Here is a 17,054-nt window from a genome sequence, read left to right as displayed (position 1 = left end):
TATCTTATATCTGAATAGCTTGCTACAGAAGCGCGTAAAGATAAACTTTTATGTATTCAGAAATGGTATAAGAAAAATGGAGCAAGAAATAAGCAAGAAATAAGCAAGAAATAAGCAAGAAATAAGACAGAAAAATCCCACCTTACAGGTCATTCGTAAGGTGGGATTTTTGTTAGATATCTAGTGTTACATTATTCGGATTTGCCGCTTGAGCGTGTGCGACGATTATTCATACGATTCAACAAAATACCAAGAGCAACAAGCGAAGCACCAGCGATCCAGAATGGTGTATTGCTGTCCTCACCCGTCTTCGGCAGCATCGGTACAGATGGCTGCTTCACCGGAGTCGAAGGCTCAGAGGGCACCGTCGTTCCACGTGGAACTGGCTCATCTGGAACCGGAATGTCCGGTGTGCTTTCTGGTGGTGTTGTACCCTGTGGAACCGGATCATCCGGAATTGGAATATCCGGTGTCGTCTCATCTGTTGGTGGAACGGACGGCTGATCTGGTGTCACCGTACCTTGCGGTACAGGATCATCGCTGATCGGAACCGTTGGATCGGTTGGTGTTGTCGTGCCTGGTGTTGGGTTACCATTACCAGGTGTCGTTGGTGTTGATGGACGATCCTTATCTGGCTTCGACGGCGTTGGTGTCGGTGTTCCAGGTGTCGTCGTACCCGGTGTAGGAGTCGGCGTTGGTGTCACTGGCGTTTTGGCATTGGTTAACGTCATCACCAAGCCTGTTCCTGCTTGCTGATTCGTAGCATCGATCGTAATCGAATGCACAGTCGAATCGAGCACATAGCCCTGTGGAGCTGTAATCTCCTGCAAGTTGTAGGTGCCATATGGCAGCTGGTTGAACAGTGCCTGTCCTTGAGCATCGGTCGTTACGACGATCGGTGCATTAGCGCCTGCTGCATCCTGCAATTGGAACACAGCACCTGCTAGCGCGATAGAAGCATCCGCACTATCGACCTTGTTCACAAGCAGACTGCCCACAACAGGTGGCGCCTTCGTATTAGTCAGTGTAATCGACAGTACATTACCTGCCTGCTGATTCGCCGCATTGATCGTCACCGAGTGTACAGTTGGATCAAGCACATAGCCTGCTGGAGCGGTAATCTCCTGCAAATTATACGTGCCATACAGAAGCTGAGTGAACAGGATACGTCCCTGTGCATCGGTCGTCAGCGTGATTGGTGAGCGTAAACCCAGCGTATCCTGTAGCTGGAATACGGCACCTGCTAGTGAGATTGTAGCATCTGCACTATCGACCTTATGCAAAATCAGGTTGCCTGTAGCACCGGAGCCTGTACCGCTGGCAGAGGAGCTACGTACAATGATTTCTTTGTTCGTTTGCACCGTTCCGGTTGTGATACCGTTGCCTGTAAACTTCACACTGTTACTCACCTTATCGCGGTCACCCGCAGTGATCAGTGTAGCATAGTCGAGAATATAGGCCGATTGAATAGGCTTGGTGAATGATAACTCGAACTGCTCCGGTGTGCCCGGAATGACAGACAGCTTGTAGTCTGTACCTTGAACAGCCTCAGTACCACGCTTCAATGAGCCATCCGTCCCAACTGTTGCATTGTACAGATGGAATGAATCAGTTAACAAAATTTGATTTGGCGTTGGTGTGTCAATAATTTTGGCATTTTCAACATACGATTGGCCGCGGTTAATATTGATTGTCCAATTGATGTTGTTGCCTTTTTGCTCACCCGTTTTGTTAACGTACTCGCCACCATTCGGGATGCTCACATTCGCTGCCCATGGGTAGTCGCCTTCATTACCTTTAAGCGTTGCCGCATTGTGCACGCTTTTTGGGATGACCTGTCCGGTCAGGGTTGTTTTGAAGGTGATCCAGTAAGCAGAATTGATCGGCTTGGCAAAATTAATTTGCAATGTGCCGCCATTCGCCCCATCCGCTGGAGTGGTGACCGTATAGTCTGCTGGATTAACCGGTGCGCCTTGCTCCACACCATTCCACCAGCCGAGCAATGTCATATTCGATACAGTGAGTGAGCCAGGAACATAGCTTTGTCCTGCTTCGATCGTATCGGTTAAAACTGCATTTGTTAATTTCTTGTTGTTGTAGTTCGCTTTGATCGTCCATGTAATTTCTTTGGTGACCGCATTATAGGTTCCGTCTTTGGAGCCATTGTTTACGGTCAGATTATCCGGCCAGAAGCGAGCTTCGGATGGAATAGTACGATACGTACCGTTTTCCTGCCAGTACAATGCAGCGATGTTCTGATAAGAGACTTCGGATTTGTTCTTTTTCCAGTCTGCATCGAATGTCGTGCGATACGTAATGTTGAGCGGCTCGCTAGGCGGCTGAAGGAACGTAATGCGGAAGCCTGCGCGTGCATCGTTAACAGTTACGGTATACAGTGATGCAGGATAATCGCTACCGTCTGAACGCATAACCTTCAGCGTATCTGGCAGGAACTCCAGTCCACCATTCGGGAATTGATCATCGATCAATGCATTTTGTAGAGGCTGTCCCTGATTATCCAGCGCGAGCTTCCACGTTGCATCCTTGCGAATATAGTTGGCATCCGTCAATGTTTTGACAAAGGACAGACCCTTGATCGGCTGACTGGCAGATGCGCTTGTATTGCCTGCTGTAACGGTGTTATTAATCGTGTCATTCTGAATAATCTGTCCAACTGGGGCTGTACTGTACTTGATCGTATAGGCTGTTTGGACATCCTTATTAAATTGCAGATCGAAGCCGGTTGTGCCATTTTGCGGCGCTACTGTCGTTACGGTGTAGTCCGTGCCTTCGGTCAGCACATTGTTGTTGGTGTCATAGACTTTGACTGAACCAGCAACCAGCTTCTGTGAGCTGTTAAAGCGGTCTTTTAGAATCGCCTGACTTTGCGGAATCGACTGATTGTTCAGATTGTAGCCAATCGACCAGTTGATCGTTCCGGTAGCAGAGTCGTAACTATCGACCTTTTTACTCAAAAATTGCTGTTGTACGGTAACCTGTGCCTCGGCTGTAGCGCTACCGCTACTTGTGCTCAGAGTTGCTTTGTTTTTGAATACCGTTTGAGCGTTATCGGTAATCGAGGTTACATAGATCACACGATAAGCAGAGCGAGTCGAGCTATCAAAGGATAGGCTGAACTGGCTATCGTCTGCTGTCAGTGTGTAGCCGGAGCTAAGCTGTGAGCCCTGACTTGTGCTGCCATCGCCTTTGACATTCAGTGTGTACACTTGAATGCTTGCTGGATCGAGCTTGAGTCCGGCTAGCATCGGATCGCTCAGAACGGCATTGTCGAGCTTCTCACCGTTGGTGTTCAGATCGACAGTCCAGCGAATTTTGCCGCCCGTAATGACAGCACCTTTTTTGCTAATGGCGTTGCCTTTGGCTGGCTTGATATAGATGATGATAACCTGGGAGCTATCGCCGAGGGGAACAGGAATCTTCACTTCGGTGCTACCGCTTACCGTTTGCTTACTCAGCGCTGTACGGAACTGCATGGTGCCATGAATATCCGAGTAGCGTTCAATCGTAGAGTTGAACGTAACGGTTACATGACCGCTTTGTGTAGCGTTGAAGCTACCGACAGATTGACCGCCAAAGTCGAGTGAAACATTGTTGATATCATTATAAAGTGTAAACGTAGAGGGCAGATCGAATTCGAATGTCGATCCGGCTTTGTACGAGCCATCCTCCGGCAATGACCATTTGTAATTCAGATTGATTGGTGCATCCGGGTCGATCGCTGCGCCTGATCCATCTCCTTGAATGACATTACCATTCGCATCTGTCAAAAACGCATCAGTTAAAATGCTTTTCTTCGCTGTTGGAGTGGACTGGGTTGTAGCCGCAGGGGCTGCTGATGTTGCTGGATCAGGTGTAGCGGCTCCGCTCGTATTATCTGGTGCCGTTGTTGATCCATTCGTTCCATACGTGTCCGATTGTACTGTCGTTGTGGAGGCACTGGATGAACTGGAATCACTCGCAGTCGTGGACGTGTTATCCTCCGCATACGTTAGTGTGGGCATGAGCGTACCTGTCATCAACAAAATGACAGCGATCATTATTACACTAACTTTCTTAAATAGATGCATAAAAAACCCCTTTCTTATGTAGTTCATAGATTCCGGTCGTCAGCTTGAAGTGTCCGTACTCCCTGATGAAGCATTGCGGCTAAAGTGCTAATGAGGAGATTGGAGTCAATGTGCTAACTATTTCACTGCAACTATGCAATGAATAAATAGTTAATTTCTGTAAGGTGACCTACTTGATTATACTCTATTGCATCCCTTGATGTAACGTACTTATTAATGAATTTAGTAAATAATTTTGCGGATAGTTGACCACCTTACTATAGTTCCAATGACCTGCTTCATTTAGCGAGCCGTATGAACTATTAAAACCACGCGGTTTATGGTGAAACATGGTAAAAAATGTACATTTATCCTTGCTAAATAGCTGTCTATTCATAGCATTCCGTAATAGTGAGCGAATGATTCCAGAGGGTGCAGGTTTGGAAAGACCGTTGTTTGGGGTATAAGGTCATATGAGCGATGTACACTGCTTGCGAATACGGATATTACTAGCGAGAGGAGCTTTTTCGTATGAAGAATCGATTATGGATGGGAACTGCTGCGGCAGTTTTATTATCAGGTGTGATTGCCGGATGTGGCGACACAAATAATAAAGAGGCAAGTCAGAGCGGCGATCCAACCGCACCTCTGCAAAGCGCAAGTGAGGCGACTCCAGAGGATACTGGACAGGCGAACACGAATGCGCAAACGCTGGAGGGAGATTTCCGTCAGTACTCTACCGATCCAAACAAAAGTGATTCCAGCTCGGATTATAACGTAGTTGGTAAATATGTATCTGAAAATGGCGACACGATGACACTCGATGTGGGTGGTAATCAGCTCGTGATTCCAAAAAGCAATTCCTACGAGCCAGCTGCGGATCTACCAGCCTCGGTAGACCTGAAGGGTCAAGAGGTGAGCGTAACACTGAATGCGCAGGATAGCACGATCGCTACTGCACAGCTTGCGAAGGACGCAGACGATATGGACAATTCCCAGCGTGATATCGTAGGTCAATTCGTATCCGAAACCGATACCGAAGTGGTGATCAAGCAAGGTACAGATGAGAAAAAATATAAAAAAGCTGCGAACTTTGAAGGTACAGACGGCCCAGCCAATGAGCGTAAGGCAGGGACAACCGTACGTGTCGATCTGGACAAGGACGGTAATGTCGTACGTGTACGCGGTGAGTATCAGGACGGTAGTAGCGTAGGCGATTGATTCGCTGCTTGCCTGAGTTGAGTGTATAGCGTATTTTCTATCTCATGATATATTCTCTGCCTTATGATACATTCCATTTAGCCCATGTAGAGCATAGAGCATAAGGTTGAAGTGCATAAGCGATCAAAAAGTATCCACATGTGGACAACTTTTCGAAATTAGCTTATAAGCTGCACACTAGCTCTTCATGGTATAAGTCGGCTTCTAATAAGATAGCTGCCTTTTTATAAAATGATAATGATGAATAGGGGCGACTACCGCTTCATTTCAGCCTAAAAAGCCATTCCCTGTATCAGATGCACGAGTGCTGCTCTGATGTGGGAATGGCTTTTTGTGTAACGAGTGATCTATGGTTGAGGCTTAGTCACTCAGATTGCTTCTAGCAAAATGGTAGCAAATTGCTCCAAAAATTGCTGATCCTGCTCATCAAAGCGATTTTTCAGTGGACTATCGATATCGATCACACCAATCAGCTCATCACCACGAACAAGTGGCACAACGATCTCACTGTTAGACGCTGCATCGCATGCGATATGACCCGGGAATTCATGCACATCGGCAATTAGCAGTGTGCGGCGCTCCGCAGCTGCTGTTCCGCATACGCCTTTACCGAGTGGAATGCGAATGCAGGCAGGCAAGCCCTGGAAAGGACCCAGAACAAGCTCGGTTCCATCATACAGATAGAAGCCTGTCCAGTTCGTATCCTGTAGGAATTGCTTGAGCAGTGCAGACGCATTCGACAGATTGGCGATTCGATCGCTTTCGTCATGAATCAATGCTTTCAGCTGGCTTAGTGCAGTGGCATATTGCTCCTCACGGGAGCCAGTGTACGTTATATTTTCAAACATGGAAATCACCTTTTTCGTATAAATTGGTTGCAGGTCGCAGGTTCATCCTGCGGTCAGCTACTGTGTTGACGTGTACGTCCTAGTATACCGCTGTACTAATATTTTGCCAATGAAGATCAGGAAAAGATTACTGCTCTGTGGAACGATGAAGATTACTTTTAATGTAAGGTAAAATTTGGAATATAAACTGGAAATATGTTTACCTCACTGGCTGGCAGGGTAAGTACAGCTTGAATCAAATCGGTTTCCGGACCTGTGCACATCTATTCAGCGCTATATTAATCAGTCGATTGGAAGGAGAGAAGGGTATATGCATGCGGAGGTACAAAATTTGTTTATTCGGATTCATATGCTGCATCAGGCCAATCAGCATAAGCTGACCATTGCTGATATGCAGCCTGTACTGGAAAATTGGGGATATCGTGTCGGTGATCGCGAGGTCAAGCAGCAGCTTGAGCATCTAACCGCCGAAAATATGCTGACCGTGAGTGGTGAAGAGTACCGGATTACAGGTACTGGTATCGGTGAGCTGCGCGAGATTCGCAAACGTCTTGCTATGCTATGCGGCGAGGTCGTGTCTGCGGATACCGGCAATTCTCCAGAGCGTGCTCGCTCTTCCAAGCCCAAATCTTCCGTCGTCGTCTAAGTACCGAATCAGATCATTCTCTGATCTCGGATAAGAGAAAGCTGCTATTCGATGCCACTGAAAAGGGCTTGATGCTACATAACATGATCGTAGTATTAACTCTGGCAAGTTGCCGGTATTCGTTCCAACTGGGGCGGATATCGGTTTTTGGCTTGTGCAGAAATTAAAGCTGGATGCAAATTAGGGATAGATGAGCATAGGACGTATCATCACGCTAGCTATAGCAGTCATATCATAAACTGTAGCAGTACCATTACAACAATAACAGCACCATCCTACCAAGTGACGATAGGCGATAAGCGCTAGATAGCAGTCACGATAAACGTGGCAATCACACATAAAACAGATGCAGCCATGCTTGCGTAAATGACAAGCATGCGTTATTCTAACACCGATTGCGGACAGCGCTTCTGACTCAAAAAAATGTACTTCCCAGTAACCAAGTCAAAGCGATTATAAGCAACGATGCTTGAGCGATGATTGGTTATGTACAGGTGGTTGCAAGATATAGAAGCTGAACATAAGAGACGTGATCTAGTAAGGCTCGGCAGAGCTCAGGGAGTGGAACGATTGGATATAAACAAACATAGATGGCTGTACCGTATGGACCCGCTGACGAAGATCGTTTTGTTGTTATGCGTCTCGGTGCTGGCTGTGCATATTCAGCATGCCTTGCCGCAGACGATTTTATTTGCATGTGTATGGCTGGCGATTCTGTGGGGATCGGGGCAGGTCATTGGCCGTCCATTATTCAAGCTATTGCTGGTGATTGGCATTCCGTATTTCGTATTATCTCTGTTGACGGTACGTAGTGGTACGGTGCTATGGCAAGCAGGAGCGCTACAGATTACAGCAGGCGGGATGGATTATGGAGCTGTGATGACGCTGCGTATTTTTATCCTCTGTATGACCTCGGTTGCCTTATCGCTCACGACCGATTATCGCGAGCTGGTGAGTGCGCTGGTGCAGAAGCTGAGAGTGCCTTATCGATTTGCCTATGGATTGGCGCTGGCGCTCACCTTCTTACCGTTATTGCGTGAGGAAGCAATGCTTGCGCTGGCAGCGCGCAGACTTCGCGGCGAACGCCGTGGACGTGGACTGGAGGCGATTCGGCAAAACCGCGAGTATCTCGGCTCCGTATTCACTGGATCGATACGCCGCATTCAGCATATTGCAGGTGCGATGGATGCAAAGGGCTTTGGGGCTTATGCAGAGCGTACATTTTACCGTCCATTTGTACTGCCAGCCTCAGCGATACCAACGATGATTACCGGTCTGATCCTGACGGCAATAGTATGTATTCTACTGTAGCCTATGAAAAAAGGGATTGACTTCTGTTTATTGTTAACCTAAATTATAATTCGTGGTTAACAATATAAGTGTGTGCTAGAGCATGCCGTAAGGAGAGAATGTATGAGTACCCCAATTCAGAATACAATGAATAAAACATTTCAAGCGTTCACAACAATGGATATCGTGCTGATGGCGCTACTGGCTACAGCCAATGCCGTGCTGACGATGTACATGTCCGGTGTGAATCAGCTGCTGAGCAGTCTGGGTGGTCCGATTCTCACATCGACCATTACCGGTCTGTATATGGTATATGGCTTACTCGCTTACTATATTATTCGTAAGCCTGGTACAGCCGTGATTACGTACGCGCTCGGTGCGCTGGTACAGAGCTTTGTCGGAACGTCGTATGGTATGATCTCGGCGCTGGCAGCAGCGGTATGCTATATGGCGATTGCGGAGATCATTTTCGCTGTGCTGCGTTATCGTAACTGGTCGACAGGTGTGCTGATGCTCGTCGGTGGCGCGATGGTGCCGATCTGGTTTATCGTAGCGATTCAATTGTTCGGATATAGTAAATTTGGCTTTGGTGTGCTGGCGATTGCGATGGTTGTACGCATTCTGAGCGGTGTTCTGCTCTGTGGTCTGCTGACCGTCGGACTGGCACGCGCACTGGGCAAAACAGGACTGTTGCGCCGTTTCGCAGCCTTCTCGAATGGACGCTAAATCGTCGACAACGTCTTCTGCGGCAATGGTGTCTGATCCAGCGATTCTGCTAAAGGATGCACAGTATAGATATGAGGGTAGCTCTACACCTGTTATTCAAGGCTTATCGCTAACGGTAGCTGCCGGTGAATGGGTGGCGATGATTGGTGCAAGTGGCAGCGGGAAATCGACCATCTGCCGTCTGATCAATGGACAGCTGCCACGGCTTGCTGGCGGGCAACGTGAAGGAACCGTGCTGGTGCATGGATTTGATCCTGCCTTTGCACCACCGGGGGAGCTGGTGGATGTGCTCGGTACACTGGGACAGGACCCGGATGCCGAGCTGGTCGTCGGTACGGTAGAGGATGAGCTAGCATTTGGCCCGGAAAATCTACGCCTACCCGCTACAGAGATCGGGAAGCGTATCGATCGATTAACAGAGGAGCTAGAGCTTGAGCATGTGCGATCCCAGGCGGTGCATCGTCTGTCTGGTGGGCAGCGCCAGCGTACAGCATTAGGCGCTGTACTGGCGATGGAACCGGAAATGCTGGTGCTGGATGAACCAGCGGCGAGCTTAGATCCGACCGGCAGACAGCGTGTGGCACAGATGATCCAACGCTGGCATGATCAAGGCAAAACGCTAATTACAGCATCTGCACGCTGGGATGAGCTTGCAGACCGTGCTGATCGTGTGATCATTATCCAGGAAGGAAAGGTGCTACTGGAGGGTGAGCCTGCGACGATAAAGCAGCAGCATCGCGAGCGGTTAGAGACGCTATTTATTTTGCCATCAGCATCGGTTTCTTCTATAGAAAGGTCGTCAGAAGATTCGGCAGGAGAACACTCGGCAACAGAACAATCAGCAGGATTGGTAAAAGGGATGACGATGCAGTCAGAGCAGCATTCGATTGAACAGTCTATCGCTCTGCCAGACGCAGGCAGAGTAATGGCAGTAAAATCAGCAGCGAACCCGACTGCCCTGTCTGCTGAGCATCGCACAGCAGTCGTGGAGATCAAGCAGCTGAGCTACACCTATCCAGGAGCGACGTTGCCTGCGTTACAGGCTATTGATTTGCAGCTATTCCCCGGCGAAATGACATTGCTATGTGGTGCTAACGGTTCGGGGAAAACGACATTAACACGTTTGCTATCCGGTCTGCTTCAACCGCCTGCGAGAACGATCTATCGCGGCGCACACGATACGTATCGAGATAAGCTGGATAGGCGTGCAGAGGATACCGCTTATCTGTTCCAGCATCCAGATCATCAATGGGTAGCGGCGACTGTATGGGAGGAATGTGCATTCGGTCTGCGCGCCCAGCTCCGCTTGCGTCGACATGAGGAATTGCCAGAGCTGCATTCATCCAGAGTAGAGCAGATGCTGGAGCGAATCGGTCTGCTGGAGCAACGTGATGCCTCGCCGTATAGCTTGAGCGGTGGGCAGAAGCGCTTGCTGGCAGCAGCGGCACAGTTTCTACTGGAGCGCTCGCTGTACATTTTAGATGAGCCGGGCTCGGCGGCGGATTATTTTACGATTGCGCGCTTGCTCGAGCTATGTGGAGATGCGATACAGCGTGGAGCTTCATTGCTGGTCGTGACGCATGAGCCGGAATTGTTCCATCCTTATGCGTCTCGTGTGTGTACATTAGAGCGAGGTCGAATGAGCATTGCTCCTCGATGATCGTTAATAAATAGTGATCAAAACGATTACCAGTCTATAAAGTACACAGGTAAGCTGGCGTATATCAAACATCAAAAAACGGATGTCCTTATCGTATAGGGCATCCGTTTTTTGTGTTAGGTACTATCGTGTTGCTGGAATCCAGATAGATCTGAAGCGCTACATTATTTACGCATGGATGGAGATAGGCGCTCCGCTTCCATACCTAGCTTTTTGAGCAGATAGATCATCTGCTCCTTTTCCTGTACATTCAATCCGCTTAGAGCGAAGTTCAGACGTTCCTCGTACTTTGGATAGATATCATCCATCATCGCACGTCCCTGATCGGTCAGCTCAGCATAGATTACGCGGCGGTCGGTTGGACATGGGTGTCGGCGAAGTAAGCCACCATGCTCCAGCTTGTCGATCACGTACGTCACATTGCCGCTCTGTAGCAGCAGCTTCGCACCGATCTGCTGAATCGGCTGTGCGCCTTTAAAATACAAAACCTCCATAACAGAGAATGCGGTGGAGTTGAAGCCTTCGATCTTACTGCCTGCTACAGCGTGCTCACTCAAGCTTTTAAAGGCTTTGGCAAAAACGCGGTACAGATGCATAGATTGCTCGGTATTATTCATAGACATATTAATCATGATACGGTCATCCTTTCTGTATGGAATCATTACGGCATCCAATCTATTGAGACAAATGTTGAAGTAGTTATGATTACTATCTTTATCTTACCTGCAATTAAAATTAAAAAATGTGTGATTTGTCACAATGCCGCGCATTTTAAATATTAAATTTAAGGATTAAATTTCATTTAAACGGTAAGCGAAGTGTTCTATATTTCACAATTGACGCTGGAGATAACCGTATTTCATTAAAAAGAAAGCAAGCATGTTGTGGATAAATGAATGAACATCCATTTTCCTACGCACAAATAAAATGGAAAAAATATGTGCGCAAGATGTGTATACCCTGTGGAAAAGTGGATAAATACTGTGGATATCCTTGTGAATAAATTCGATCCATCATTTTCAGGGGGTTCGATCTGCATAAAATCCACAGTTTATACACCGTGTGAGGATAAAATAGCTCCAAATCAACTTTTTATTCACATGCCTATCTGCATAATTATCTCGCGTCCTGTATAGTGTGGAAGTATTTTACTAATTTCTATCCTCAGGCTGTGTATAAGTTGTTGATAACTTGTGCGTAAGCACTTAATATCTGGTACTAATTTGTGTATAGGATGTTGGTAACTTATCGATGCGTTTACAAAACGTTTACGTAAAAATTGCACAAATATCCAATCCCGTTAATGTTGACACGTTAAAGTGGATAACAAGCATTCGAGGCTACCGGCAGCGACCGGAAATAACGAACTGGAGATAACGCCAATGAGAGAAGACTTCCTGACAACAGAACATGAACCAGGTCGGACAGGCTATAACGAGATTGTATCCAGCTTCCATAACCCAGATGGACGTGTCATGATCGCAGCCCATCGAGGCGACTGGAGACATGCGCCAGAAAATTCACTGGCGGCGATTCAGTATTCCATCGTCGCACACGCGGATCTGATTGAAATTGATGTACAGCAGACACGCGATGGTGCTTTTGTACTGATGCATGACGAGACAGTGGATCGCATGACGAATGGTAGCGGAACGATTGCGGAGATGACGCTTGCTGAGCTACGCGAGCTGCGGCTGCGTCAATATCAGGGCGGATCGGCGAAGCTGCTGACGAACTACACCATTCCAACACTGGAAGAGGTGATGATCCTTGTACGCAATAAGGTGATGATTAACCTGGATAAATGCTGGGCGTGGCGTGAGGAGATTTATCCGATTCTGGAGCGAACCGAAACCGTGCAGCAAACACTGTTCAAAAGCACCGCAGAGCCTGAGGAGATCCATCGTTTTATACACCGAGTGGGAGAAAAGCCGTTATATATGCACGTTTTAGATAGTACGAATGAGCAGCATACGGCACAGATGGATGACTTCTGCCGCTATGTAAAGCCGCAGGCGGTGGAAATCTGCTTTGAGCGAGAGGATAGCCCGCTTGTTGCGCCCGAGGTGCTGCGTACTATTCGTCAGCATAATTGCCGCCTGTGGGTCAATACGATGTGGGATTCATTGTGTGCAGGTCAATCCGAGTTAGGTGATGCGGAAGCGAACTGGCAGGCTCATTTGCAGCAGGGCTTTACGATGATTCAGACGGATGATACGGAGAAGCTACGCCGGTATCTGGATGAAGTGGAGCAGCTAGAGCGTGCTGCGCGTCGCTCGGTGAAGGTGGAGTAGGGAAGTTTGAGATCGTAGTACAGGTTGCTATGCTATTTACTAAAGGGAAATTTATTTCATCCATTAATAAATTAATATTTTAAAAGTGAAGACCTTCATGTCACCAATAGATGGTGCTGGAGGTCTTTTTCGCATGAAGTAGTCAACTAGAGCAAGAATGTACGAAGGTATCATATAGTAGTATATAGTTTCAGCATTGGATATATGTGTGTTTGGCGTGGAACAGGCCTCATTAATAAGTTAAATTTAGTGTATATAAAATTTAAAAATTAAATGATGATGTATGGGTGCATGGAGGAAAGATAAATTATACCAAAAACATACCAAAAACGATTCTTCTCATGTGGAGCAATATACATTCTCTGTTAATTAAAGAAAGGAGTCTTTCGTATGATTAGAAAAATGTTTATTTCTAGTGTATTGCTAGTTGCTCTACTTGTTACAAGTCATGCGGCTAACGCCAGAGCTATCTATACTATCAATGTTGAGGTGAATGGGAGTCCGATTAGTATTGCTTCAGGTAATACGGATATCAAACCCTATATTGAACAAGAAACGGGCACTGCTTATGTTCCTCTGCGTTTTGTCTCACAAAATTTGGGGGGAATAGTGAGTTGGGATCGTTCCAGACAACAAGTAACTATTGTATCGAGTAAAGGTGTTGTGACTACCTTAACGATAGGTAGTACTACGGCTTATGTAAATAAGCAACCCAAAGTACTATCGGATGCCCCTGTTCTGTTGAATTATCCTAATCGAGTGATCGTTCCTCTGCGATTTGTCTCAGAAGTTTTGGGAGCTACAGTAGATGCTAAAAAAGCAGATGATGGCTTCTTAAATGTAAATATTACGATGAGTAAATAAATACTACGAATAAAGCCGCCTATCTTTAAGATAGACGGCTTTATTCATCCTATTACATCAGCTTACACCAACGCTTGCACAGCCTCCGCAGCACTCCGACCTGCCGCATGACCGGTCGTAAATGCAGCAGTAATATTATAACCACCGGTATAGCCGTGAATGTCCAGCACCTCACCACAGAAATACAGCCCTGACATCATCTTCGACTCCATCGTTTGCGGATGAATTTCCTTCAGGTTCACGCCGCCCCCTGTAACAAAGGCTTCCTTGATCGACAGCGTACCGTGAATGGCTACCGGGAATGCCTTGATCAGGCGAGCCAGCTCCATCCATTGCTGCTTCGGAATATGATCGTAGGTGATATCACCGGAAATACCTGATTTTTGCAGTAGTAGCGGAATGAGTCGCTCCGGCACATAGCCCTTGAGCACATTTTTGACCGCTTTACGAGATTCCTGCTCGGCGAGCTGTAGTGTCTCCCGATACACATCGTCTGTACTGCGATCAGGCAGCAGATCGATGGTGAGCTGTACTGAGGTGACCGGGAACTTTTTCAGCGCTTTGACAACGTACTGGCTGCAACGCAGAGCCGCTGGTCCAGAGATTCCAAAGTGCGTGAACAGCATATCGCCCTCGTGCATGATCAGCTTTTTGCCCTTCGGGTTCCAGACGGTCAGGGTGACATCGCGCAAGGACAGCCCCTGTAGCTCCTTGCTTTGAATAAACGCTTCGGGCGAGGTGAGCGGAACTTCAGTCGGATATAGCTCGGTAATCGTATGCCCGGCTTGCTCTGCCCACGGATATCCATCGCCCTCAGAGCCTGTTTGTGGTACAGACTTGCCGCCGACAGCGATAATGACCGCTTTGCTGCGCAGACGTTCACCGGAACGTAGACGCACACCTGCGACCGCTCCATCCTCGTACAGCACCTCAGCGACCGGGCTGTTCACTCGAATCTCCACGCCCTGCGCACGTACTCGACTTATCAGCGCATCAACAACCGTCTTCGCCTTATCCGATACCGGGAACATGCGCCCATTATCCTCTTCCTTTAGCGCAATACCCATATCCTCAAAAAAGCGCATAATATCCAGATTGCTAAAGTTCGCCAGCGCACTATACAAAAAGCGTCCGTTGCCCGGAATGTATTTGATTAATTCGTCAATTTCCTTCGCATTGGTTACATTACAGCGTCCACCACCGGAGATGCCCAGCTTCCGTCCCAGCTTGTTACCTTTGTCCACAAGCAGTACGCGTGCGCCGTTCTCACTGGCAGCCACACTTGCCATCAGACCAGCAGAACCGCCGCCGATCACAATAATATCGTATTTCAAACGTAATCGTTCCTTTATATACATAATATGAAGCTATCTCTATAGTATACCATGAACATGAGAGCGTCAGTGTCTGGTTTGCATTTTTACTGAAAAATTATGTTGAATATTCGCGATAATGATTGAATACTAACCAACAAAATGATCTATACTAATCAGTAACAACTAAATAACAAGTGAATCAAATAATGAGTTCAAAATAATAGTAGAAGCTACTATATATTGTAATGAAAAGCAGGCTATGCTTTAATCGAAATAGGACAGACACTAAAGGAGGGGCGCACCATTATTATTGCCGTCAAGGAAATCCTGCTGCAAATGCTGACTGTAGGCTCCTCTGTATTTATTTTCTCGGCTGTTGTAGAACGTAGTGGTGATGATGCTGTTCAGGATATCCGTCTGAAATGGCGTGGCTATGCCCCGGTGCTCTTGATTGCTTTTGCCTGTAGTATCGTGATTGGCTGGCTATTGACGCTCTATAGCGCGGTGGATATCCAGATTTCGTTAGGTGCTGTCTCATTGATGGTTGGCGTACTTTATATAGGCGCAAAGCGTGGACTGATACTATTTATATTAAGTGTGGCGATGTACTGGTTAATTAGTGCGGAGCATCATGTAAGCGATCTCCTTATTCAGACCGGTCTGTTATTGTATCCGGTAGCAGGTCTTTGTGCGCCGTTATTCCAGCGTTCTTCGCTGCGAATCAAGCGAATGATTGCGCTGCTGCTCATTATAACAGGATCACTATTCGGAATCGTGGTGCTATTTATAGAGCAGCGGCTTCATCAGATGGATAGCTCGCTGTTGATATTGATCGGTCTCATTATTGCTTCCGGTGTGATCGTCGGTGACTACTGTGTACAGGCGATTGAGCGTGTGATCGAGCGTAAGCAGGTGAGTCAGCAGATGATGGAGTTATCCAATCGTGTCATTCTGGAAGCGGAAAAGCTACGTCAGCTTATGAACGTCGCCCCGATGATGATCACATCTATTGATGCAAACGGATGCATTACCGCCATTAACGATGCGGCATTGGTACAATTACGCAGAGCATTCCCACAGGCTACACGGGAGCGAATCCATGAAATATGCTTGTTCAAGCTAGAGGAACCGCAGCGGACAGAGGGTCTAGTAGGGACAATTAAGATGATCGAGCGCTCCAGGCAAAGCCATGCCAATGAAAGTGAGATTTTACGGCTAGATCATGCTGTATTATATATGAATGTCGCGCCTCTATGGTATGAGCCAGGGGAGCAGCTAACCGGATTCGTTATCGTCGGTCAGGATGTGACGGAGATTGAGAATCTGCGCAGTGAATTGAGCCATGTCGAGCAGCTCAGTCTGGTGGGTAAGATGGCAGCGAGCATTACGCACGAGATTCGTAACCCCATGGCTGTGGTGCGTGGCTTCCTTCAACTCATGAAGGAGAAAAGTCCAGCTACGCTCGATCATTATTATATGATCGTGATGGAAGAGCTGGACCGTGCGAATAGTATTATTAATGACTTTCTATCCCTCGCTCAAAATCGCATCATTGAAAAGGAAGCTGGCGATCTGAATACGATCATTCGAGAGCTGCTGCCGCTCATGTGGGCAGATGCGAATCTGCGCGGACAGTCTATTGCATTCTATGCGTATGAGCAGCTACCACGAATCGCGATGAACTCCAGAGAGATCAAGCAGCTGATCTTGAATCTAGCGCGTAACGGGATGGAAGCGATGGATGATCGTGGTGAGCTGCGGATCGAAACCGATCTGGTAGATGGTGAGGTTGTGATGCGCATTGGCGATACGGGGCCGGGTATTCCAGCAGATCGTCTGGACAAGCTGTTCGAGCCCTTTTACACGACCAAGTCCAAAGGAACAGGTCTGGGCTTGTCACTCTGTCTGAGTATTGCCGAGCGGCATCATGGGCGAATTGTCGTGGATTCGGTGGAAGGAAAGGGAACGACCTTTTCGGTCATTTTTGAACAAATGAGTACGAATGAGGAAACGGAAAGCTTAACGGAGGAAGACGAGGATTAAGGCGGTTTTTTATTGGAAATCGGCTCTTCGGCGGTGGTATTATGGCTGAACCTGTGTATAATAGAGTTAATGCTTATTA

Annotated in this window: 12 protein-coding genes; 8 read left to right on the top strand and 4 right to left on the bottom strand. The window is 47.4% G+C overall.

The annotated features are described in order from the left end of the window. Positions 1–191: 191 nt before the first annotated feature. Positions 192–4,088 (bottom strand): collagen binding domain-containing protein, encoded by a 3,897-nt coding sequence (locus tag SK066_RS21065; RefSeq protein WP_320542882.1) that lies wholly within the window; start codon positions 4,086–4,088, stop codon positions 192–194. A 510-nt stretch (positions 4,089–4,598) separates the two neighbouring features. On the opposite strand from SK066_RS21065, the gene SK066_RS21060 reads away from it, so the two are divergent. Further along, positions 4,599–5,288, top strand: a complete 690-nt coding sequence (locus SK066_RS21060) for a hypothetical protein (RefSeq protein ID WP_320542881.1) — start codon at positions 4,599–4,601, stop codon at positions 5,286–5,288. A 368-nt stretch (positions 5,289–5,656) separates the two neighbouring features. Here SK066_RS21060 and SK066_RS21055 read toward each other — a convergent pair whose 3' ends face one another. Continuing rightward, complete coding sequence (locus tag SK066_RS21055) at positions 5,657–6,136, bottom strand: GAF domain-containing protein (protein WP_320542880.1); 480 nt, start codon at positions 6,134–6,136, stop codon at positions 5,657–5,659. 310 nt (positions 6,137–6,446) lie between these two features. Here SK066_RS21055 and SK066_RS21050 point away from each other — a divergent pair, with 310 nt between their 5' ends. From SK066_RS21050 to SK066_RS21035, 4 genes are all read left to right on the top strand, one after another. Next, positions 6,447–6,782 carry a hypothetical protein gene (locus SK066_RS21050; RefSeq protein ID WP_250343798.1) on the top strand — a complete coding sequence of 112 codons (336 nt, stop codon included), beginning with the start codon at positions 6,447–6,449 and terminating at the stop codon, positions 6,780–6,782. A gap of 570 nt (positions 6,783–7,352) precedes the next feature. After that, positions 7,353–8,093, top strand: coding sequence for an energy-coupling factor transporter transmembrane component T family protein (locus tag SK066_RS21045; protein ID WP_320542879.1), 741 nt, complete (start codon positions 7,353–7,355; stop codon positions 8,091–8,093). A 102-nt stretch (positions 8,094–8,195) separates the two neighbouring features. After that, positions 8,196–8,798 (top strand): ECF transporter S component, encoded by a 603-nt coding sequence (locus SK066_RS21040; RefSeq protein WP_320542878.1) that lies wholly within the window; start codon positions 8,196–8,198, stop codon positions 8,796–8,798. After that, complete coding sequence (locus SK066_RS21035; protein WP_320542877.1) at positions 8,788–10,458, top strand: ABC transporter ATP-binding protein; 1,671 nt, start codon at positions 8,788–8,790, stop codon at positions 10,456–10,458. The genes SK066_RS21040 and SK066_RS21035 overlap by 11 nt, the downstream gene beginning before the upstream one ends. 164 nt (positions 10,459–10,622) lie before the next feature. Here the strand turns inward: SK066_RS21035 and SK066_RS21030 are convergent, their stop codons facing one another. Continuing rightward, a complete protein-coding gene (locus SK066_RS21030; RefSeq protein WP_250343794.1) occupies positions 10,623–11,090 on the bottom strand; it encodes a MarR family winged helix-turn-helix transcriptional regulator in 468 nt (155 codons plus the stop codon). Positions 11,091–11,840: 750 nt separating this feature from the next. On the opposite strand from SK066_RS21030, the gene SK066_RS21025 reads away from it, so the two are divergent. Beyond that, positions 11,841–12,752 (top strand): glycerophosphodiester phosphodiesterase family protein, encoded by a 912-nt coding sequence (locus SK066_RS21025; RefSeq protein ID WP_320542876.1) that lies wholly within the window; start codon positions 11,841–11,843, stop codon positions 12,750–12,752. 390 nt (positions 12,753–13,142) lie between these two features. Then, the gene (locus SK066_RS21020; protein ID WP_320542875.1) at positions 13,143–13,616 is read left to right on the top strand and encodes a copper amine oxidase N-terminal domain-containing protein; all 474 of its coding nucleotides are present in this window, start codon (positions 13,143–13,145) and stop codon (positions 13,614–13,616) included. A gap of 62 nt (positions 13,617–13,678) precedes the next feature. Here the strand turns inward: SK066_RS21020 and SK066_RS21015 are convergent, their stop codons facing one another. Beyond that, positions 13,679–14,950, bottom strand: coding sequence for a BaiN/RdsA family NAD(P)/FAD-dependent oxidoreductase (locus SK066_RS21015; protein WP_320542874.1), 1,272 nt, complete (start codon positions 14,948–14,950; stop codon positions 13,679–13,681). Between the two features lie 318 nt (positions 14,951–15,268). Here SK066_RS21015 and SK066_RS21010 point away from each other — a divergent pair, with 318 nt between their 5' ends. Beyond that, on the top strand, positions 15,269–16,975 hold the full coding sequence (locus tag SK066_RS21010; RefSeq protein WP_320542873.1) for an ATP-binding protein: 1,707 nt from the start codon (positions 15,269–15,271) through the stop codon (positions 16,973–16,975). The last annotated feature ends 79 nt before the right edge of the window (positions 16,976–17,054 follow it).

Origin of the sequence: Paenibacillus hunanensis (assembly GCF_034055775.1) — a bacterium.
GTDB classification, from domain to species: Bacteria; Bacillota; Bacilli; order Paenibacillales; family Paenibacillaceae; genus Saccharibacillus; species Saccharibacillus hunanensis.
Note: the sequence above shows the minus strand (reverse complement) of the source record. Positions and strands in the feature narration are given on the sequence as shown.

What these genes read in the sequence shown, in the direction of transcription:
- SK066_RS21065 (WP_320542882.1), bottom strand. Translation starts at nt 4,088, where the DNA reads ATGCATCTATTTAAGAAAGTTAGTGTAATAATGATCGCTGTCATTTTG.
- SK066_RS21060 (WP_320542881.1), top strand. Translation starts at nt 4,599, where the DNA reads ATGAAGAATCGATTATGGATGGGAACTGCTGCGGCAGTTTTATTATCA.
- SK066_RS21055 (WP_320542880.1), bottom strand. Translation starts at nt 6,136, where the DNA reads ATGTTTGAAAATATAACGTACACTGGCTCCCGTGAGGAGCAATATGCC.
- SK066_RS21050 (WP_250343798.1), top strand. Translation starts at nt 6,447, where the DNA reads ATGCATGCGGAGGTACAAAATTTGTTTATTCGGATTCATATGCTGCAT.
- SK066_RS21040 (WP_320542878.1), top strand. Translation starts at nt 8,196, where the DNA reads ATGAGTACCCCAATTCAGAATACAATGAATAAAACATTTCAAGCGTTC.
- SK066_RS21035 (WP_320542877.1), top strand. Translation starts at nt 8,788, where the DNA reads ATGGACGCTAAATCGTCGACAACGTCTTCTGCGGCAATGGTGTCTGAT.
- SK066_RS21030 (WP_250343794.1), bottom strand. Translation starts at nt 11,090, where the DNA reads ATGATTAATATGTCTATGAATAATACCGAGCAATCTATGCATCTGTAC.
- SK066_RS21025 (WP_320542876.1), top strand. Translation starts at nt 11,841, where the DNA reads ATGAGAGAAGACTTCCTGACAACAGAACATGAACCAGGTCGGACAGGC.
- SK066_RS21020 (WP_320542875.1), top strand. Translation starts at nt 13,143, where the DNA reads ATGATTAGAAAAATGTTTATTTCTAGTGTATTGCTAGTTGCTCTACTT.
- SK066_RS21010 (WP_320542873.1), top strand. Translation starts at nt 15,269, where the DNA reads ATGCTGACTGTAGGCTCCTCTGTATTTATTTTCTCGGCTGTTGTAGAA.